Source organism: Streptomyces sp. NPDC001750, from assembly GCF_042892615.1.
Lineage (GTDB): Bacteria > Actinomycetota > Actinomycetes > Streptomycetales > Streptomycetaceae > Streptomyces.
The window spans coordinates 149,838-168,989 of the sequence record NZ_JBIAUE010000013.1 but is presented as its reverse complement, the minus strand read 5'-3'; the positions used below and the strand labels follow the sequence as shown (position 1 = coordinate 168,989).

Annotated in this window: 17 protein-coding genes, 1 tRNA gene and 2 pseudogenes; 10 read left to right on the top strand and 10 right to left on the bottom strand. The window is 69.9% G+C overall.

Translation table 11 applies throughout. The annotated features are described in order from the left end of the window. Positions 1 to 14 precede the first annotated feature (14 nt). The 3 genes from ACFYY6_RS21285 to ACFYY6_RS21275 form a co-directional block, all read right to left on the bottom strand. Entirely contained in the window at positions 15 to 1,520 is a 1,506-nt protein-coding gene (locus ACFYY6_RS21285) for a Stp1/IreP family PP2C-type Ser/Thr phosphatase (RefSeq protein ID WP_351517555.1), read from the bottom strand. 129 nt (positions 1,521 to 1,649) lie between these two features. Further along, complete coding sequence (locus tag ACFYY6_RS21280; protein ID WP_351517553.1) at positions 1,650 to 2,165, bottom strand: FHA domain-containing protein; 516 nt, start codon at positions 2,163 to 2,165, stop codon at positions 1,650 to 1,652. Between the two features lie 10 nt (positions 2,166 to 2,175). After that, the gene (locus tag ACFYY6_RS21275; RefSeq protein WP_351517551.1) at positions 2,176 to 3,063 is read right to left on the bottom strand and encodes an FhaA domain-containing protein; all 888 of its coding nucleotides are present in this window, start codon (positions 3,061 to 3,063) and stop codon (positions 2,176 to 2,178) included. A gap of 314 nt (positions 3,064 to 3,377) precedes the next feature. Here ACFYY6_RS21275 and ACFYY6_RS21270 point away from each other — a divergent pair. The 3 genes from ACFYY6_RS21270 to ACFYY6_RS21260 all read left to right on the top strand — a co-directional run bounded on the left by ACFYY6_RS21270 (position 3,378) and on the right by ACFYY6_RS21260 (position 6,229). Beyond that, positions 3,378 to 3,460: transfer RNA gene (locus tag ACFYY6_RS21270), tRNA-Leu, on the top strand. 273 nt (positions 3,461 to 3,733) lie between these two features. Beyond that, positions 3,734 to 5,536 carry a sensor histidine kinase gene (locus ACFYY6_RS21265; protein ID WP_389194620.1) on the top strand — a complete coding sequence of 601 codons (1,803 nt, stop codon included), beginning with the start codon at positions 3,734 to 3,736 and terminating at the stop codon, positions 5,534 to 5,536. A 33-nt stretch (positions 5,537 to 5,569) separates the two neighbouring features. Further along, on the top strand, positions 5,570 to 6,229 hold the full coding sequence (locus ACFYY6_RS21260; protein ID WP_351517549.1) for a response regulator transcription factor: 660 nt from the start codon (positions 5,570 to 5,572) through the stop codon (positions 6,227 to 6,229). A gap of 248 nt (positions 6,230 to 6,477) precedes the next feature. On the opposite strand, the pseudogene ACFYY6_RS21255 reads toward ACFYY6_RS21260, so the two are convergent. After that, a pseudogene (locus ACFYY6_RS21255) lies at positions 6,478 to 6,839 on the bottom strand (MarR family winged helix-turn-helix transcriptional regulator); the annotation flags it as partial. Between the two features lie 56 nt (positions 6,840 to 6,895). On the opposite strand from ACFYY6_RS21255, the pseudogene ACFYY6_RS21250 reads away from it, so the two are divergent. The 4 genes and pseudogenes from ACFYY6_RS21250 to ACFYY6_RS21235 form a co-directional block, all read left to right on the top strand. Continuing rightward, positions 6,896 to 7,397, top strand: a pseudogene (locus tag ACFYY6_RS21250) (hypothetical protein); the annotation flags it as partial. Positions 7,398 to 7,854: 457 nt separating this feature from the next. Beyond that, entirely contained in the window at positions 7,855 to 9,294 is a 1,440-nt protein-coding gene (locus ACFYY6_RS21245; RefSeq protein ID WP_386608869.1) for a DUF2252 domain-containing protein, read from the top strand. Positions 9,295 to 9,360: 66 nt separating this feature from the next. Beyond that, the gene (locus ACFYY6_RS21240) at positions 9,361 to 10,326 is read left to right on the top strand and encodes a J domain-containing protein (protein WP_351631199.1); all 966 of its coding nucleotides are present in this window, start codon (positions 9,361 to 9,363) and stop codon (positions 10,324 to 10,326) included. 46 nt (positions 10,327 to 10,372) lie between these two features. Next, the gene (locus ACFYY6_RS21235) at positions 10,373 to 10,717 is read left to right on the top strand and encodes a rhodanese-like domain-containing protein (RefSeq protein WP_351517545.1); all 345 of its coding nucleotides are present in this window, start codon (positions 10,373 to 10,375) and stop codon (positions 10,715 to 10,717) included. Between the two features lie 264 nt (positions 10,718 to 10,981). Here ACFYY6_RS21235 and ACFYY6_RS21230 read toward each other — a convergent pair whose 3' ends face one another. The 6 genes from ACFYY6_RS21230 to paaA all read right to left on the bottom strand — a co-directional run bounded on the left by ACFYY6_RS21230 (position 10,982) and on the right by paaA (position 15,975). Continuing rightward, positions 10,982 to 12,205, bottom strand: a complete 1,224-nt coding sequence (locus tag ACFYY6_RS21230) for an acyl-CoA dehydrogenase family protein (protein ID WP_389194617.1) — start codon at positions 12,203 to 12,205, stop codon at positions 10,982 to 10,984. Positions 12,206 to 12,405: 200 nt separating this feature from the next. Beyond that, positions 12,406 to 13,464: a 2Fe-2S iron-sulfur cluster-binding protein gene (locus ACFYY6_RS21225; protein ID WP_386608860.1), complete on the bottom strand. Its 1,059-nt coding sequence runs from the start codon at positions 13,462 to 13,464 to the stop codon at positions 12,406 to 12,408. Further along, on the bottom strand, positions 13,465 to 13,983 hold the full coding sequence (gene paaD, locus ACFYY6_RS21220; protein WP_389194614.1) for a 1,2-phenylacetyl-CoA epoxidase subunit PaaD: 519 nt from the start codon (positions 13,981 to 13,983) through the stop codon (positions 13,465 to 13,467). Further along, on the bottom strand, positions 13,977 to 14,678 hold the full coding sequence (paaC, locus tag ACFYY6_RS21215) for a 1,2-phenylacetyl-CoA epoxidase subunit PaaC (protein WP_351517538.1): 702 nt from the start codon (positions 14,676 to 14,678) through the stop codon (positions 13,977 to 13,979). Before paaC ends, paaD begins: the two co-directional genes overlap by 7 nt. Next, on the bottom strand, positions 14,675 to 14,965 hold the full coding sequence (gene paaB / locus ACFYY6_RS21210; RefSeq protein ID WP_073790700.1) for a 1,2-phenylacetyl-CoA epoxidase subunit PaaB: 291 nt from the start codon (positions 14,963 to 14,965) through the stop codon (positions 14,675 to 14,677). Before paaB ends, paaC begins: the two co-directional genes overlap by 4 nt. Further along, positions 14,962 to 15,975 (bottom strand): 1,2-phenylacetyl-CoA epoxidase subunit PaaA, encoded by a 1,014-nt coding sequence (gene paaA / locus ACFYY6_RS21205; protein WP_351631212.1) that lies wholly within the window; start codon positions 15,973 to 15,975, stop codon positions 14,962 to 14,964. Before paaA ends, paaB begins: the two co-directional genes overlap by 4 nt. A 118-nt stretch (positions 15,976 to 16,093) precedes the next feature. On the opposite strand from paaA, the gene ACFYY6_RS21200 reads away from it, so the two are divergent. The 3 genes from ACFYY6_RS21200 to ACFYY6_RS21190 all read left to right on the top strand — a co-directional run bounded on the left by ACFYY6_RS21200 (position 16,094) and on the right by ACFYY6_RS21190 (position 19,007). Next, entirely contained in the window at positions 16,094 to 16,906 is an 813-nt protein-coding gene (locus ACFYY6_RS21200; RefSeq protein ID WP_351517534.1) for a DUF5819 family protein, read from the top strand. Then, a complete protein-coding gene (locus tag ACFYY6_RS21195; protein WP_389194609.1) occupies positions 16,903 to 18,216 on the top strand; it encodes an HTTM domain-containing protein in 1,314 nt (437 codons plus the stop codon). The genes ACFYY6_RS21200 and ACFYY6_RS21195 overlap by 4 nt, the downstream gene beginning before the upstream one ends. Before the next feature lie 74 nt (positions 18,217 to 18,290). Further along, positions 18,291 to 19,007 (top strand): TrmH family RNA methyltransferase, encoded by a 717-nt coding sequence (locus tag ACFYY6_RS21190; RefSeq protein ID WP_351631252.1) that lies wholly within the window; start codon positions 18,291 to 18,293, stop codon positions 19,005 to 19,007. Positions 19,008 to 19,152: the final 145 nt, after the last annotated feature.

The following is a 19,152-nucleotide window of genomic DNA, read 5'->3' as shown; positions in this document are numbered from 1 at the left end:
AGGCCCCCTACGGCTTACTGCTTACCGCACTGCGGGACCAGCTTTTTCTCTTCCGCCGAGAGGCTGGGGCCAGGAGTGGGGGTCGCTGCGGTCGACTTGGTCGTGGCGGTGCTCGGTGTGGTGGACGGCTTGACGGCGTCCGAGTCCGTACCGGCGGCTTGGCCCTCGTCGGAGCGAGCCTTCTCGGCCGCGCGTCGCTGGGCGTCCTTCTTGCAGGCGGATGCCTGGACGGCGAGTTCGCCGATCTTCTCGCGGGCGGAGGCGAGGTCGCTCTCGGCGATGGTCGCCTCGACCTGCTTGCGCTGGTAGGCCGGGAGATACTTGAGTTCGATCTCCGGGTGATCCTTCTCGACCTTCGAGAGCGAGACCCACGCCAGGTCCTGACTGATGCCCCGGAACAGCGCGACGTGCTCGTTGTTCGCGCCGACATAGAACTGGTTCTGGGTCCAGCGGTATCCGCTGTAGACGCCACCGCCGATGACGGCCAGCGCCAGGATGGTGTAGAGCGACCTCTTGAACCACTTCCGGCCGCCGCCCGGCTTCACGAAGTCCTCGTCCGTGTACGCGTCGAAGGAGTTCTCGGGCATTTCTCCGTACCCGGCGGCTTCGCCGCTCCCGGGCGGGCCGAACCCGCCCGCGGGAGGCGGTACGGGGCGGCCCAGGCCGGCCGCCCGTCCGGCGGGGGTCTGCATGGCGGCCGTGCTCTCGGCGGCGGCCATCTGCGCCGCCTGGTTCTCGGCGACAGCGCCGACCACGACCGGGGTGTCGTTGAGCCGCCCGGACAGGGTGTCGTTGTTGTCGACGTCGACGACGTCGGCGACGATGCAGGTGATGTTGTCCGGGCCGCCGCCGCGCAGAGCGAGCTGGATCAGCTCCTGGATGGTCTCCTGGGGGCCCTGGTAACTGGCGAGAGTCTCCTCCATCGTCTGGTGGGAGACGACGCCCGAGAGCCCGTCGGAACAGATCAGATAGCGGTCGCCGACCCGGACCTCACGGATCGAGAGATCGGGCTCGACGTGGTCGCCACTGCCCAGTGCCCGCATCAGGAGGGCACGCTGCGGGTGGGTGGTGGCCTCCTCCTCGGTGATCCGGCCCTCGTCGACCAGCCGCTGCACCCAGGTGTGGTCCTGGGTGATCTGGGTGAGCACGCCGTCGCGCAGCAGGTACGCACGGGAGTCTCCGACGTGGACGAGACCGAGGCGCTGCCCGGTCCAGAGCAGGGCGGTGAGCGTGGTGCCCATGCCCTCCAGCTGGGGGTCCTCCTCGACCATCATGCGCAGCTGGTCGTTGGCCCGCTGGACGGCCGAGCCGAGCGAAGTGAGGATGTCCGAGCCCGGGACGTCGTCGTCGAGCTGGACGAGCGTGGAGATCACCTCGGAGCTGGCGACCTCGCCGGCCGCCTGTCCGCCCATGCCGTCGGCGATGGCGAGGAGGCGCGGACCGGCGTAGCCGGAGTCCTCGTTGCCCTCCCGGATCATGCCCTTGTGCGATCCGGCGGCGAAGCGCAGGGAAAGACTCATGCGCACCTCGCCCGTCGGCTCGGGGTACCGCCGGTCTCGAGCCACACTGCCCACCCTCCGGTCGGGAGCCGGGCCGGGTCCGTTGCCCGGGCCGCCGCGGCTCGCTCGCTCCGCTCGCTCATTGTCGTACTACTTCCGCAGCTCGATGACGGTCTTGCCGATACGGATCGGCGCGCCCAGCGGAACAGGCGTCGGGGTGGTGAGCCGGGTCCGGTCGAGGTACGTGCCGTTGGTGGACCCAAGGTCCTCGACGATCCACTGACCGTCACGGTCGGGGTAGATCCTGGCATGCCTGCTGGACGCGTAGTCGTCGTCCAGCACGATCGTCGAATCGTGGGCCCGTCCCAGCGTGATGGTCTGCCCCTGGAGCGCGACCGTGGTGCCGGTGAGCGACCCCTCGGAGACGACCAGCTTTGTGGGCGCTCCCCGACGCTGCCGGCCGGACTGTTGGCGCTGCTGCGGCGGGGCCGCGGCATTCTGGCGTGCCTGTTGCGGTCGCGCGTCGTTCGTGGTGCGGCGTGAGCCGCGCTGCGTGACGCGCGTTCCGAACAGGTCGCTGCGGATGACCTGGACGGCCACGATCACGAACAGCCACAGAACAGCCAGGAAACCTAGCCGCATGACCGTCAGGGTCAGCTCTGACATTGCCCCCGCTTCACCCTTCGGCTTGCCGGTAAACGATGGTGGTGCTGCCCACGACGATCCGCGAGCCGTCGCGGAGCGTAGCGCGGGTGGTGTGCTGCCCGTCCACCACGATGCCGTTGGTGGATCCGAGATCCTGGATCGTCGGGGGCGTTCCGGTCCGGATCTCACAGTGCCGACGCGATACGCCGGGGTCGTCGATCCGCACGTCGGCGTCGGTGCTGCGCCCCAGCACCAGCGTCGGGCGGGAGATCTGGTGGCGAGTGCCGTTGATCTCGATCCAGCGCCGCACCTGCGCGTTCGGCAGGGGGCTGGGACCGGCCGGCGGGTGCCGGTCGGCGCCGGGCGCTCCCGGCCTGCCAGCGCTTGGCGGCGGGGCCGTGGGCATGGGCGGGGCGGAGCTGGGCGGGTAGCCGTAGCCGCCGGTGGGCTGCGGGGGCCGCCCCTGGGCCGGGTAGGGGGACGGGCCGGACTGTCCCGGGTGGTTCGACGCTTGCTGCCGACCGAAGTCCTGGTGTTGTGACGAACTCGACGCCAGAGTGCGGCTGCGCACCCGGTACAGGCCGGTGTCGAGATCGTCGGCCTTCTCCAGGTGGACCTTGATGGGGCCCATGAAGGTGTACCGCTGCTGCTTGGCGTAGTCGCGGACCAGCCCGGAGAGTTCGTCGCCCAACTGGCCCGAGTACGGGCTGAGTCGCTCGTAGTCGGGCGTGCTGAGCTCGACGATGAAGTCGTTGGGCACGACGGTCCGCTCGCGGTTCCAGATCGTCGCGTTGTTGTCGCACTCGCGCTGGAGGGCTCCCGCGATCTCCACCGGCTGGACCTCGGACTTGAAGACCTTGGCGAAGGTGCCGTTGACCAGACCCTCGAGACGCTGCTCGAAACGCTTCATGACTCCCATGGGGCACCTCCTCCGTTGTGGTCGGCCCGGTACTGCTTACTGATCGTATCCACGCGTCGGGAAATCGGCTGGTTCCCCTTGTCTGCCCTGTGGATGAGTGTCACCTCTCACACGGATCGTAGAGGCGGCCTCCTGACAGTGTCCCGCACAAGGGGGGTACTGGGGAGGAGTGGGGGCGGCCGCTCGGCGTTCCCTCTCCCGCCATGCCTTCGGTGAAACAACGGATGTGAATCCACCCTGTCCAGCGTGCTAATCTTCCGGATGTCGCCAGGCGATCGCACCAAACGGTGGGAGAGCCCGGAAACACCACTCTTGCGCGAGTGGCGGAACGGCAGACGCGCTGGCTTCAGGTGCCAGTGTCCTTAGGGACGTGGGGGTTCAAATCCCCCCTCGCGCACAAGGGAGAAGCCCCACGGGTCAAACGATCTGTGGGGCTTCTTCGTTCCCGGCTTTCCGTGACTTTTTTCGGCGCTTCCGATGGTTTCGGTTCTTCCGGGGCCTTCCCGTGCTTCATGGCGTTCGCTTGGTTTGCCTGGTTCGGTGGGTTCGCTGGGTTCACGGCGTCCGTGGCGTCCACGGCGTTCGCTGTGCCCTCCGTCGCCTCTGGGTGTTTCGGCGCTGTGCAGCGCTTTTCGGTGACTTCTGGTGTTCGCGGGGCTGCATGCGGTTCATGAAGCTTGCGGGGTTCGTGCGGCGGGTGACGACTTTCGTCGTGGGCAGGTGCGACGAAAGTGGGCGTCATACGCATACAGGACTGTCTAGGGTGCGGAGCGTGTACGCGATATCGAAGCTCCGGGCCGGGTGGCGATGGTGGGCCGCGCCCGAACTCTGGTCCCGGCGCAGGACAGCCGGCGAAGCGGTACTGGCCGCGGTGCTGGGGCTGCTCGCGGCCGGTACGGAAGAACTGCTGAGCAGCGGGAACCTGCGTCTGTGGACGGTGTCGGCCGTAGTCGTGGTGCTGTCCCTGCTGAGGCGCCGACTGCCCGTGACGGTGCTGGTGGTGACGTCCGCCCTGGCCGGTCTGTCCGGCGGCTTCGCGCTGTTGCTGATGGTCGTTGCGTGGAGTTCCGGGCGCAGGATCGCGGGGGCCGGGCGGGCTCTGGGCGCCTTCACCGCCTCGTACGTGCTCTACGTCGGGCTGGCCGTAGCGGTGAGCTGGTCGTCGCTGTGGCCCCTGACACAGGTGCTGTTCACCACCCTCTACTTCCTGGCGACGACCCTCGTGCCCGGCCTCGCCAGCCGGTACTGGACGCAGCGCCGGACCCTGCTGCACGCCCTCCAGGAGCGCAATGTCCAGCTCATTCGGGAGCGGTCCATGATCGTGGGCCAGGCGCGGCTCATGGAGCGCCAGCGAATCGCGCAGGACATGCACGACAGCCTCGGTCATCAACTGGCGCTCATCTCCGTCCACACGGGGGCGCTGGAGGTCGACCGGGAGCTGACGGAGCGGCAGCGGGAAGTGGTCGGGGTGCTGCGGGATGCCTCGGTGCACGCGATGCACGAATTGCGCGAGGTCGTCGGCATTCTCCGGGACGGTGTCGAGAGCGGGCAGCCGACGGCGCGCGGAACGGCGGGCATCGAGGAACTGACGGACGCCGCGCGGGCCGCCGGGAGTGCGGTGGAACTCCGCAGGACCGGAGAGGCGCGGGAGCTCGCGGGTCCCTCGGACCGTGCGGCCTACCGCATCGTCCAGGAGGCGCTGACCAACGCGTACAAGCACGCGCAGGGTGCGGCAATCACGGTCGAGCTGCGCTACGAGCCGGATTCCTGCGTCGTCGAGGTCGTCAACGGACCGCCGAGCGATGCGCAGCCCGCGGTGGAGGTGGTCAGCGGCGGGCAGGGACTGCCCGGTCTGCACGAACGGGCACGGCTGGTCGGCGGCATGGTGCACACGGGCCGGACCGAGGATGGGGGCTTCCGGGTGGCCGGAGTGCTTCCGTACGGCACCGAGGGGGCACCCGGTGGCGCGGTGGGGGCGCCGATGGTTGATGTGGAGGACGACTTTCGGCAGCAGTCGCAGAAGGCCCTGCGGGGGAACGGTGGTCCGGTCATGGACTGGACGGTTTCCGAGCGGGAGTTGGCGATGGGCGGCAACAGGAGAGGCACGGGCAGCGGGATCGCGCTGGGCTGCGGCATAGGCGTGGGAGCACTGGTGCTGCTGGTGCTGGCCTGCGGGTTCGGCCTGTACTTCCTGATGACGGAGCTGGACAAGGCGACGATCGACCCGAGCCAGTACCAGTCGATCAAGGTCGGGGCGGCCGAGGACGAGGTGAGGGAGCAACTGCCCGACGGCGATACATTCGTTGCGACCGGACTGGACCGTGAGGGGCCCAAGAAGCCGGCCGGGGCGCGGTGCCTGGTCCTGATGTCCTCCGAGCTGGGCGACGACCTCAACACCGAGCCCGTGTTCCGGTTCTGTTTCCGGGACGGCAAGCTGATCGAGAAGAGGTCCTACGAGGTCGTCGGCAGATGAGGCGCCCGGGACGAGCGCGGGGGTGCGAGTGAAGTGACGGGGCAGCCGATCAGGGTCGTCATCGCTGACGACGAGCCCCTCATCCGGGCCGGGATACGGATGATCCTCACCTCCGATCCGTCCATCGAGGTGGCCGCGGAGGCGCCGAACGGACGTGAGGCCGTCGAGCTGGCCCGCGCCCACGCGGTGGATGTGGTGTTGCTCGACCTGCAGATGCCGGTGATGGACGGGCTCACGGCACTGGCGGAGCTGCGCACGGCGGCGCCGAAGGCGCGAGTGATCGTGCTCACGACGTTCGGGGAGCGGGAGAACGTCCTGCGGGCGCTGGAACAGGGGGGTGCCGGCTTCCTGCTCAAGGACACCGCCCCGGCGGAACTGATCCAGGCCGTGCGGGCGGCGGCGGCCGGGGATGCGTACCTCTCTCCCGGCGCCACCCGGCACGTGGTGGATCAGCTCACTCTGGGGCGGGCCGCGGTCCGGGGCGAAGAGGCACGGCAGCGGGTCGCGGCCCTCACCGGGCGGGAGCGAGAGGTCCTCGGACTGCTCGGGGAGGGGCTGTCGAACGCGGACGCGGGCCGACGCCTGCATATGAGCGAGGCGACCGTGAAGACGTATGTGAGCCGGATCCTGGCGAAGCTGGGATGCGAGAACAGGGTGCAGGCCGCGTTGCTGGCGAGGGACGCCGGGTTCTAGGCGGGGAGCGTGGGCCTGCGGGTGAGGGAAGCCAGGTCGTGGACGGAGGACCGCCCGGTGCTGTACGGGGTGGGGCGAACCCGTTCGATCCATGGCGAACTCGGTCGAGCCCTGGGGTCGTGTTTCACGTGAAACACCCCATTGAGGGTGTTCTCGTGGTTGGGGCGGTCTCACACGTACGAGTCCCGGAACGTGTGGATCCCGAGGCGTCCTGCGTTGTCGCCGCGGGTCGAGCGGGATGACGACGGTTACCGCGGTTCGACCGGTATGGCGGCGTTCGCGCTGTTCGCGGTGTTGTATCGCAGCAGGTATTCCGCGGAGTTCGCGAGATCATCCTCCGTCCGGTCCGCGAGGCGTTCCTGGTAGGCGGCGCGTCGGCCGGCCTGTTCGAGGCGAGTGCCCGGGTTCCGGCCTCCGTGGGGTGCAGAACCTGGATGCGATGGTCGTCCGGGTCCGGATGGCGTTCGACCAGCCCCAGTTTCTCCGGCGCGCCGATCTTTCGGCTGACCGTCGTTTTGCCCAGCATGTAGGGGGCGGCCAGGTCCGTCGCGCGGCAGCCGTGCCGGTCGTCGATGTGCGTCAGGAGCGTCCTCAGGCCCGGGTGTCGCCGTCGGCTCCATTGCTGCCCTGCGCCATGCGCTGGGCCATATCGTCACGCCGCTGCTGATGTGCGTCGGCATGGGGCTCGCCTGCCTCGGCGCGTTCCAAGCCTCTGAGCCGCACGATCTGCGGGTCGACGTCGTCCGGGTGAGGCAAGTGCAGAGGTGCTCGCACAGCCCCTGCAGGACGAGAGTGACGGTGCACTGAGCGTTCGACGGTCCCGGACCGCGCGACCGCGGTGAATCACCTGGCGACACAGGAGAGTTACGGTGCCTATCTGCCGGGGAGGCGCCCTGAGCTGCTGGTGGCGAGCGCGTCCTCCGACACCAGCGACACGGTGGTCGAGAAGGTCTTCACGAAGGTCGCCGCCGAACACGGGCACCCTCTGAAGGTGACCGACACGGCCCCGACCGCGGACGGCGATCCGACCGGGCAGGGCATCTTCTTCCTGCTGGTCGTGCCGAGCATCGGCTCCTACGCGTGGATCGCGGTCATCGGTGGCGCGGGCGCAGTGCTCGCGCTGCGGGTCAGCGCGGCGTTGGTGATCGCCGCGTCCCTGGGGGTGAGCCTCGGGGACGGCTCCGGTGGGAACGGCTCCGGCCGGCCCCGGCACCGTCGCCGGATTCGCCGGCGCGTGGACGTGGGCGGCATGTCAGGACCGCCGCCTTGGCCAGGGCGGACGAGGACGAGGAGCTGAAGGAGGGACTGGAGGAAGCCGTCGGCGTCTGACCGGGCCGGGGCCGACCGAGCCATGTCCGACTGGGCCGCGTCCGACCGGGAGTGCTGGAGGGTCCACAGGCCGGCAGGGGGTTTCCACAGGGTTGTCCACAGGGGGAGACGGATTTCGGTCGACAGCGGTAGCGTCGTCGCGGTTGATCTGCGACAAGGCACCGGGCCGGTGCGCAGGACAGAGTCGGGGGAGGCTGCGCGCCATGCGTGAAATCGAAGTGACAGCTCCGGAGCGGGGGACGGAGCCGGGGCAGGGGACGGCGTCTGATCGGGCCGCGGTGGCGGACCCGGCGTCGATGCCGGAACAGCGGGCTGCGGCAGGGGAGCCGCGTATTCCGGTCGTGCCCGGATTCGCGCCGCGGGCGTATGCCGCGGCCAAGGGTTCCGGCAAGGCGTCGCGGTCGCTCAAGGCGGCGGGCAAGGCGCTGCGGGAGCGGGTGCCCAGGGCCTCGCATTCCTCCTTGGTCCTTCCGTCCGGGCGGCCCGATGCCGTGCAGGCGGTCGAGCGGTCGAACCTGGGCAGGGTGCCCGGCCTCGCGCCGATACGGGTCGGACGGATGGCGGCCACGCCGTTCGCCTTTCTGCGCGGCTCGGCCGGGTTGATGGCGCATGACCTGGTGGGCACGCCGGTCAGCCGGGTGGGCGCCCAGCTCTGCGGCGACGCCCACGCGGCCAATTTCGGGTTGTACGGGGATGCGCGTGGCAGCCTTGTCATCGACCTGAACGATTTCGACGAGACCGTGTTCGGTCCCTGGGAATGGGACCTCAAACGCCTTGCCACCTCCCTGGTACTGGCCGGGAGGGAGGCCGGTGCGGACGAGGACACCTGCCGTCAGGGCGCGTACGACACGGTGGGCGCGTACCGGCGGACCATGCGGCTGCTGGCCGGGCTGCCCGCCCTCGACGCCTGGAACGCCATCGCGGACGAGGAACTGGTCTCGCACACGGACGCGCGGGATCTGCTCGGCACGCTGGAACGCGTCTCGGAGAAGGCCCGCAGCAACACCAGTGCCCGTTTCGCCGCCAAGTCCACCGAGAACTCCGGTGATGGGGGGCGCCGCTTCGTCGACGCCCCTCCTGTGCTGCGGCGGGTGCCGGACGAGGAGGCCGCGGCGGTGGCGGCGGGGCTCGGTGATTATCTGGGCACGATCTCCGAGGACATGGTGCCCCTCCTCGGCAGGTACGCGATACACGACGTGGCGTTCCGGGTGGTCGGCACGGGGAGCGTCGGCACCCGGTCGTACGTGGTGCTTCTGCTCGACCACCGGGGTGAACCCCTGGTGCTCCAGGTGAAGGAGGCGCGGCCCTCGGCGCTCGCGCCGTATCTGCCGGCCGTCGGGTTCGACGTTCCGGAGGTGGCGCACGAAGGGCGCCGGGTGGTGCTCGGGCAGAGGCGGATGCAGGTCGTGAGCGACATCCTGCTGGGTTGGGCGACCGTGGACGGACGTCCGTACCAGGTGCGGCAGTTCAGGAACCGCAAGGGCAGTGTGGACCCGGCGGCCCTGGCGGCCGACCAGGTGGACGACTACGGCCGGATGACCGGGGCATTGCTGGCGCGTGCCCATGCGCACAGCGCCGACCCGAGACTGATCGCCGGGTACTGCGGCAAGAACGACGAACTGGACGAGGCGGTGGCGGCATTCGCTGTGACGTACGCGGACCGTACGGAGGCGGACCACGCGGAGTTGCTGCGGGCCATAGCGGCGGGGCGGATAGCCGCCGAGCCGGGTGTGTAGGGGCGTACAGGGGGCGCTCCGCACCATGCGTCCTCGGGGCGGTGGTGGTGGCCATACGCTGGACGGGTGACGCACGAAGCCGCCGGGGTGCCGACCACCCGGAACGACGATGACCGGCAGGACAACGACCAGCAGGACAACGGCCAGCAATACGAGCCGCATGCGCAGACCGGGCAGGACGGTCGGTCGGCCGGTGGTGGTTCGGGGACTGATACCACCGCCGGGAGCGGTGGGGCCACGGAGGGCACGGCCGAGGAGGCGCGGCCCGAGGCGCGGCTGGCCAGGGCCGTGCGGGTGGCGGAGCAGGCTCTGATCGAGTTCGAGATCGCGGTGGAGACCTTCCGGGTAGAGGTCGAGAACTTCTCCCGGTTGCACCACCAGAAGCTCGGCCCGATGTACGCGCGCCTCGACGAGCTCGACGCGCGGATCGCGGAGGCCCGGGCCGCCAGAACGGGGGACCCCGACGACCTGCGCAAGGCGCGTGAGGCCCGGGCGGCCGTGATGCCGATGCCGGGTGTCGACGAGCTGTTCCACGACTGGATCGACTCCGACGGGCTGTCCCCCGAGGCGGCGGCGATGCTGACCGAGCAGCCGGTACGGCCGCCGAAGCGGGTCCGGCCGACCGACGAGGCGCGCAAGCTCTACCGCGAGCTGGCGCGCAAGGCCCACCCGGACCTGGCGCAGGACGAGACGGAGCGGGCGCGCCGGGAGGAGTTCATCACCCGGGTCAACGCCGCTTACGGACGCGGTGACGAGGCGTTGTTGGAGGAGCTGGCGCAGGAGTGGGCGGCGGGTCCGGTGGTGCCGGAGGTGGAGCTGAGCGAGAGCGAGGAGCTCTACGCGCGGCTGAACTGGCTCACCCAGCGCAAGGAACTCCTGACGGTTCTGGCGCGGGAGCTCGAGGAGAGCGCGATCGGCGCCATGCTGCGGATGGCGCCCGACGACCCGGACCGGTTGCTCGACGAGATCGCCGAACAACTGCTGGCCGAGGTCGCCCGGCGCGAGGAGGAGCTGGCGGGACTGGTGCAGTAGCGTTCCTGGTGACTCAGGAGCGTACGTACGAGAGAAGGCACAACCCATGAATTTCGCCCCGCTGCCCTCGGTGGATGCCGCGGCGGTCCCGTCGGACGGCTTCGTGCTGGATGTCCGGGAGGACGACGAATGGGCGGCCGGGCACGTCGAAGGTGCCCTGCACATTCCGATGAGTGACTTCGCGGGGCGTTTCGGTGAGCTGGCCGAGGCCGTCGAGGACGGTCGGCGCGTACATGTGATGTGCCGGGTCGGCGGTCGGTCCGCCCAGGTGACCCAGTACCTGGTGGGACAGGACATCGACGCTGTGAACGTGGACGGCGGCATGCTCGCCTGGGACGGTGCCGGGCGCCCCATGGTCACCGACAACGGCAACGCCGCCGTCGTGCTCTGAAGCGGTCCTGAGGTGCTCTGAGGCGATCCGAGGAGCCCCGGCCTCCGTTTCCTGGAGCAGAGGGGTGTGCACTGCCCTCCGGGGCTGGTTCCCGGGACCTCCGGGACGCCTGGCCTTTGGAGCGGTTCGGCCCCGTCGCTCCGCGGGCCTCGTGCGGTTCGGGCCGGCTGTGGTTCGGTTACCGTACGGCACGGCGCCGACGTCGTTCGGCGCGGCGTCGGTGCCTTTCTCGGTGCCGTTCCGCCGGGTGAGGCGTTGGTCGGGTCAGCCGAGCAGGTGTGTGGCCAGCAGGTCGCCCAGTGCTTCCTCGTGCGCGGCAGCCGGACCGAGGGAGAGTTCCACCTGCTTCGCCCAGGCATGGAACCGGTGCAGGGAGTAGTCGGTGTCCGCACCGAAGCCGCCGTGTACATGCTGTGCGGTTTGCACGACCCGGCGGACACCCTCCGAGGCCCAGATCTTTGCCACGGCGATGTCCCCCTCGACCGGCAGGGCGCCGTCGGACGCGGTGGACAGGCGCCAGGCTGCCTGCCAGAGCGTGACCTCCATGGCCCGAAGGTCGATGTAACGGTCCGCGGCCTGCATGGCGACGGACTGGAAGGTCGCGATCGGATGACCGAACTGCTCGCGCCTGCCCGCGTATTCGCTCGTCATGCCGAGCACGGCCTCGCCCAGCCCCAGCGCGAGCGCGCACGTCCCGGTGGTGAGCAGGGCGCGCAGCCATTCCCAGGCCCCCGAGGTGTCGATCAGCGCCTCGCCACCGACACGTACCGCGTCCAGCCGGCCCTCGGCGAACGGTTCACCGCTGGTGGAGAACTGCTCGGCCAGGGTGACGCCTTCCTGTGAGGGGCGGACCAGGGCGATGACCGTCCGGCCTTCCTCCGTACGGGCGGGGACCGCAATCCGGTCCGCGGACGCCGCCCACGGCACCCCCGTCTGTACCCCGTCCAGCACCCGAACGGTGTCGTCACCCTCGCGGCCGGGTGCATCACGACGATCAGCGCCGGGAGCACCGTCCGGGGCGTCACCGGCGCATCGTCCCGCGACATCGCGAGGGATGGCCCGGGCGGTGACGGCGAGTTCCGCCGGGTCGTGGCCGGAGCGGCCGTTGGCACCGACGGTGAGGACCAGCTCCCCTCGGCCGACCCGGGGCAGAAGGTCCGCGGCCGACGCCGGGTTGCCGTAACGCTGGAGCGCCATCGCGAGGGCGTATGTCTCCAGCAGCGGTACCCGGGCGAGTACCCTGGCGGATTCCCGCAGCACCAGGCAGAGGGCGACGAGGTCGAGACCTGCCCCGCCGTGTTCCGGTGACAGTGGCAGACTCAGCAGGTCGCTCGCGGCGAGCCGGGCCCACAGACTCCGGTCGATGTCGTCTGCCACGGCGCCCGGTACGAGGGCGGGGCTGGGAACGCCGTCGGGTGCGACACCCGAGAAGATCGCTTTCGCCGCCTCCGCGGCCGCTCGCTGTTCCTCGGTGAAGGTGAAGTCCATCGTCCCTGCCTCCCGCGAACCGCCACTCCCGAATCCCATGTCTGACGGTCCGTCAAGATAGAACAGGTTCTATGAGAAGGGAACAGGAGAACGCGCGAGTGCGCGCGGCGAGACGGAGGAGCGAGGTGAGGGGGGCGGGTCAAGCGGCATCGAGCGGCGCCGAGTGGCGAGGCGGCGTGGGGCGGGCGGTTCGGGTGCGCTCAGCGGTCGAAGTCCAGCTCCACCTCCGGTGTCGCCGGGTGCGACTGGCACGCCAGCACGTATCCCTCGTCCGTCTCCTCGGGTTCCAGTGCGAAGTTGCGGTCCATCCGGACCTCGCCCGAGACCAGGAACGCCCGGCAGGTCCCGCACACACCGCCCTTGCAGGCGTACGGCGCGTCGGAGCGGCTGCGCAGAACCGTCTCCAGCAACGACTCGCCCTCCTGCACGGGCCAGGTGCCGGAACGGCCGTCCAGGGTCGCCGTGAGTCTGCTGTGGGCAGGTGCTTCGGACCGGGGCCGGGTGGCCGAGTCCGGGGCGTCGTCCACATGGAAGATCTCCTGGTGGATGCGCGTCCGGTCGACACCCAGGTCGCGCAGCGCGCCTTCCGCCGCCTGCACCAGGCCGAAAGGTCCGCACAGATACCAGCCGTCCAGCTCCGCCACCGGGAGCAGCGCGGGCAGCAGTCGGCCGAGCCGTTCCCGGTCCAGTCGGCCGGAGGGCAGACCCGCCTGCTGTTCCTCCCGGGAGAGCGCCGTGACCAGCTGGAATCTGTCCGGGTAGCGGTCCTTCAGGTCGGCGACCTCGTCCAGGAACATCGTCGATCCGGCTGTCCGGTCGCTCCGGATCAGGCAGAAGACGGCGTCGGGCTCCCGCTCCAGCAGCGTCGCCGCGATGGACAGCACCGGTGTGATCCCGCTGCCTCCGACGATCGCCGCGAAGCGCCCGGGGCGCGGCACGAGCACGAATCGGCCCATCGGGGGCATCGCCTCGACCATGTCGCCCACGGAGAGTTCCTTCAGCGCGTAGGTGGAAAACGCGCCGCCGTCGACGAGCCGGATCCCCACGCGCAGCACCGGGCCGGCCGGTTCCCCGGTGGCCGGGGAACAGATCGAGTACGAGCGGCGGATCTCCTCGCCGTCGACGGTGTAGCGCACGTTGAGGTGCTGACCGGGCTTGTGGCGAAAGGTGTCGCACAGCTCGGGCGGCACGGCGAGGGTGACGGCCACCGAATCGTCCGTGAGCCGTTCGATCGCGTGGACCCGGAGCGGATGGAACATCTACAACTCCTTGAAGTGGTCGAACGGTTCGTGACACGCCACACACCGGCGCAGCGCCTTGCACGCGGTGGAGGAGAACCGGCTCAGCAGCTCCGTGTCGGTCGAGCCGCAGTGCGGGCAGCGCACCGAGAGCGCGAGCGGTACCGGGCCGACGTCGGTAGCCGCGGACGAGGCGCCGTGCGGGCGCGGGGGCGCGATGCCGGACTCGGCGAGCTTGCGCCGTCCTTCCGCGCTGATGTCGTCCGTGGACCATGCCGGGGAGAGCACGGTGACCACGGAGACCTCCGGTATGCCGTGGTCGTTCAGCACTCGCTCGATGTCGGCGGACATGGCCTCGATCGCCGGGCATCCGGTGTACGTCGGGGTGAGACGCACGGTGACCCGTCCGGGTGCGAGCATCTCCACCCCCCGCAGCACCCCCAGTTCGTCCAGGGTCAGCATGGGCATCTCGGGATCGGGCACGGAGCCCGCCAGCCGGTGCAGTTCTGCTTCGAGAAGGGTCTCGGTCTCGGTCACCATGTCGCCCCCGGATGGCTGCGATGCAGATGCTGCATCTCGGCGAGCATCCGGCCGAAGGGTTCGGTGTGGATGCCCTGGCGTCCCGCACCCGCAGTCCACGCCGTGGACCGCGGGCCTTCCGGCACGGTCAGCGTGGCCCGTTCCAGCACGTCCGTGACGGATTTCGACCAACTGTCCTGCAGTGAGGGCCACTCGACCTCCACTCCCTCGACGGGCTGGAACAGTTCACCGGTGAACCGCCAGAGTGCGTCCGCGGCGCGCTGCATCCGCTCATGGCTCTCGTCCGTGCCGTCGCCGAGCCGCAGGGTCCAGTGCTCCGCGTGGTCCAGGTGGTACGCGACTTCCTTGACCGCCTTCGCGGCCAGGCCGGCGAAGGGGCCGTCGCCCGCCGCGAGTCGCTCGTACAGCAGGTGCTGGTAGGCGGAGAAGTAGAGCTGCCGGGCGATGGTGTGGGCGAAGTCGCCGTTCGGCTGCTCGACCAACTGGACGTTGCGGAACGCGCGTTCCTCGCGCAGATACGCCAGCTCGTCCTCGTCGCCCGCGAGGGAGAGCAGCACACGTGCCTGCCCCAGCAGGTCCAGGGCGATATTGGCCAGCGCCACCTCCTCCTCCAGGACGGGGGCGTGACCGGCCCACTCCCCCAGCCGGTGCGAGAGCACCAGCGCGTCGTCGCCCAGGGCGAGTGCCGCGGTCACAGGTGCTTCACCCCTTCGGGGATGTCGTAGAACGTCGGGTGCCGGTACGGCTTGTCGGCGGCCGGTTCGAAGAACGAGTCCTTCTCGTCCGGCGACGACGCCGTCACCTGGGCGGACGGGACGACCCAGATGGAGACGCCCTCGGAGCGGCGGGTGTACAGATCGCGTGCGTTGCGCAGGGCCATCTCCGCGTCCGGGGCGTGAAGGCTGCCCGCGTGGGTGTGGGACAGTCCGCGGCGCGAGCGCACGAACACCTCCCACAGCGGCCATTCGGTCGAGCTGCTCATGCCGTCGCCTCCCCGTTCCCTACCGGTGTGTGCTTCGCGGCGTACGCCGCCGCCGCGTCCCTGACCCAGGCGCCTTCCTCGTGCGCCCGGCGGCGCCGGCCAAGGCGCTCTTCGTTGCACGGGCCGTTGCCCTTGAGGACCTCCTGGAACTCCGCCCAGTCGATCGCCCCGAAGTCGTGGTGCCCGCGCTGTTCGTTCCACCGAAGGTCCGGATCCGGGAGGGTGAGTCCCAGGGCCTCGGCCTGCGGGACACATATGTCCACGAAACGCTGCCGCAGCTCGTCGTTGGAATGCCGCTTGATCTTCCAGGCCATCGATCGTGCCGAGTGGGCGGACGCGTCGTCCGGCGGACCGAACATCATCAGGGACGGCCACCACCAGCGGTTCACCGCGTCCTGCGCCATCTCGTGCTGGGCCGGGGTGCCGCGGCTGAGGGCGAGCAGCAGCTCGTACCCCTGGCGCTGGTGGAACGACTCCTCCTTGCAGATGCGGACCATCGCCCGGGCATAGGGGCCGTAGGAGCAGCGGCAGAGCGGCACCTGGTTGGTGATCGCGGCGCCGTCCACCAGCCAGCCGATCGCTCCGACGTCCGCCCAGGTCAGCGTGGGGTAGTTGAAGATCGACGAATACCGTTGGCGGCCCGCGTGAAGCTTGTCCAGCAGCTCCTCCCGGCCGACGCCGAGCGTCTCTGTGGCGCTGTACAGATAGAGCCCGTGCCCTGCCTCGTCCTGCACCTTGGCCATCAGGATCGCCTTGCGGCGCAGCGAGGGCGCTCGGGAGATCCAGTTGGCCTCCGGCTGCATGCCGATGATCTCGGAATGGGCGTGCTGGGCCATTTGCCTGATCAGCGAGGCGCGGTAGGCGTCCGGCATCCAGTCGCGGGGCTCGATCCGCTCGTCCGCCGCCACCGCGGCGTCGAAGGTCGCTTCGAGCGCCTCGTCCGCTCCGCCGGCCCCCTCGGGCCCGCCTGCTCCTGTCTGCGTCGTCTGGCCCGCAGTCACTGCCGTCATCCCGGACTCCCTACCGACCGACCGATCGTTCGGTTCGTTGTCTACAATGGTGAGTCGGCGGCCCGTAGGGTGTCAACCCTGTGGACAACTCACCGGGATCGACGGGGATCGGGGCGGGATGGATTCGTACGACGAAACGGACGGCGAGAGCGGAAACGGGGGAGCCGAGCCGGGGCGGCAGCGGCGCGGAGCGGGGCAGGGAGAGGACGCGCCGACCGGTACCGCCCCGGGACCGGGACGCGCCTCCCCGGGCGGCGTGGCCGCGCTCTCGCTGCCGTACCAGGCCGTCGCGGCGATCGCCCTGTCGGTCATCGGACTTCTCGCCTGTGGCCACCTGGCCATGGTCTTCCTGCACGTCGCACCGTCCAACACGCTGACCAAGCAGCACGGCGAAGCGGTCGACGACTGGATCTACCCGGAGTTCGAGCAGAACTGGAAACTGTTCGCCCCCAACCCGCTCCAGCAGAACGTCGCCGTGCACGTACGGGCCGAGGTGGCGGGGGACGACGGCAGGCGCACCACCGCCTGGATGAGCCTGACAGGTGAGGACACCGAGGCGATACGCGGAAACGTCATACCCAGCCACATCCACCAGAACGAGCTGCGACGCGCCTGGGACTTCTACATCAACTCCCACGACAACGAGAACCGGGCGAACGGCGTGCGCGGCGAACTGTCCGAGCGCTACATGCGTCGCATCGCGATGCTGCGCCTCACCGGACACGACTACGGCGGCACCGTCGAGCGCATCCAGCTCCGTTCCGAGGTCCGGTCCGTCGGGGCACCCCCTTGGAGCAACGAGAAGATCAGCACCAAGCCGTCCTACCGGGTGCTGCCGTGGTGGACCGTGACCTCCGCCGACCTTCCCGAGGACGCCGAGGACGCCGGAAGCGCGATGAGTGCCGGGAACGCCGAGGGGGCCGACAAGTGAGTACGCTCTCCCTCGATCGCAAGCTCGCCCGCGCCGTCCAGCGCGTCACCTCCGCGGCCCTCGGCCCGTACCAGAGCGCCGTCATCCGGATCGGCTTCTCCGCCACCTATCTGCTGTTCCTGCTGCGCGAGATACCGAACCGCCATGAGATGTACGGCCCCGATGCCCCGTGGCGCTGGGACATGGCACGGGAGCTCATATCGGGCAACCAGGCGTTCACCGCGCTCATGTGGTCGGACAGCACGGTCTGGTTCGAGATCGTGTACGCGGTCGCCCTGCTCTCGGCCGCGCTGCTGATGGTCGGATGGCGCACCCGCGCCGTGTCGGTCCTCTTCATGGTCGGTGTGCTCTCCCTGCAGAACCGCAGCATCTTCATGGGCGACGGCGGTGACAACGTCATCCATCTGATGGCCATCTACCTCGTACTGACCCGCTGCGGGCAGGTCTGGTCGCTGGACGCACGACGCGCGGCTCGTACGGCGCGCGCCGCGGGTCTCGCGGCCCTTCCGCCTCCGGTGGGTGCCGAGGCGCCGGGGCAGGCGGGCGCGCCTGCGGAGGCGAACGCCGACGACCCGGCGCGGCCGGTGCGGCGGGATGCGGTCGGCCCTGTTCTCTGGGGGGCGCTGGGCCTGGTCCTCATCGCGGCCACGCTGACCGACGGCCTCGGGGGCACCTGGTGGTTCCCGGCTCTTCTCTGGATCCTCTGGGTGGGCCAGGGACTCTGGTGGATCGTGAACCGGCGTGCCCCGCACAGCGAGATGCGCACCCTGCTCGACATCGTGGCCAACCTGGCCCACAACGCCACCCTCGTCGTGATCATGGCCGAGGTCTGTGTGATCTACGCGACGGCGGGCTGGTACAAGGTCCAGGGGTCGAGGTGGCAGGACGGCACCGCGCTGTACTACCCGCTGAAGCTCGACTACTTCGCGCCGTGGCCCGTGATGTCGGACATCCTCGCGTCCAGTGGTGTCATCGTGATGCTGGTGAGCTACGGCACGGTGATCGTGCAGGTCGCTTTCCCGTTCACGCTGTTCAATCGGAAGGTCAAGAACGTCCTGCTCGCCGTCATGATCTGTGAGCATGCCGGCATCGCCCTGCTGCTCGGGCTGCCGTTCTTCTCCATGGCGATGATCGCCGCCGACTCCGTGTTCCTGCCGACCGTCTTCCTGGTGTGGCTCGGCGACCGGGTGGCCCACGGGCGGAGGCTGCTGTTCGGGCGGAAGGTGAAGGTGCCCGGTCAGCGGCGTTCCACCGATGCCGAGGAGGCCCCGCAGCAAGTCGGCGGCGAGGGTCATACGCTCGTCGGGTGAGTAGCGAGAACGGCAGCAGAACCGGCGGTATCGGCCGCACCGGCAGCATCGGCGGGAAACCGCCGACCGATGAGCTGCCAGGACGTGGGGCGTCCGGTGCGCCCGGACCGGCGGCGGAGCCCGTACAGTACGACGACGGGTTCGGAACACAGGTCGGGGTGGGGCCGCACCCCCTGCCCTGGCCCGTGGACGAGCGGTACGACCCCGAGCTGCTCGCCCACGGGGACCGGCGCAACGTCGGCGACGCCTATCGCTACTGGACGCGGGAGGCGATCGTCGCCGACCTGGATCTGCGGCGGCACGACTTCCACGTGGCGGTCGAGAACTGGGGCCACGACTTCAACATCGGCTCCGTGGTGCGGACCGCGAACGCGTTCCTCGCCAAGGAGGTCCACATCGTGGGGCGAAGGCGCTGGAACCGGCGCGGTGCGATGGTCACCGATCGGTACCAGCACGTGCGGCACCACCCCGACACGGAGTCGCTGACCGCGTGGGCGGCTGCGGAAGGGCTGCCGATCATCGGCATCGACAACCTTCCGGGCTCGGTTCCGCTGGAGCGTACCGAGCTGCCGCGTCGGTGCGTGCTGCTCTTCGGGCAGGAAGGGCCCGGGCTGACCGAGGAAGCCCGGGAGCACGCGGCGATGGTGTGCTCCATCGCGCAGTTCGGGTCGACGCGGTCGATCAACGCGGGCGCCGCCGCCGCGATCGCCATGCATGCGTGGGTGCAGCGGTACGCGGAGATTCCGGAGCCGGGGCAGCAACAGGGGCAAGCGCCGCGCCAGGAGTTCTGACGCGGGCGGGAACATCCGGCGAGGCCAGGCCGTGGATGCCGACGAGGGCGCGAGTACGGGTGCCGTTGCTGGTTTCCCGGCCCGCGGCTCCCGGACCCGACCTCGACCCATGGCCCTGCCCGGAGGCCCGGCCCTTGCCCCCGGC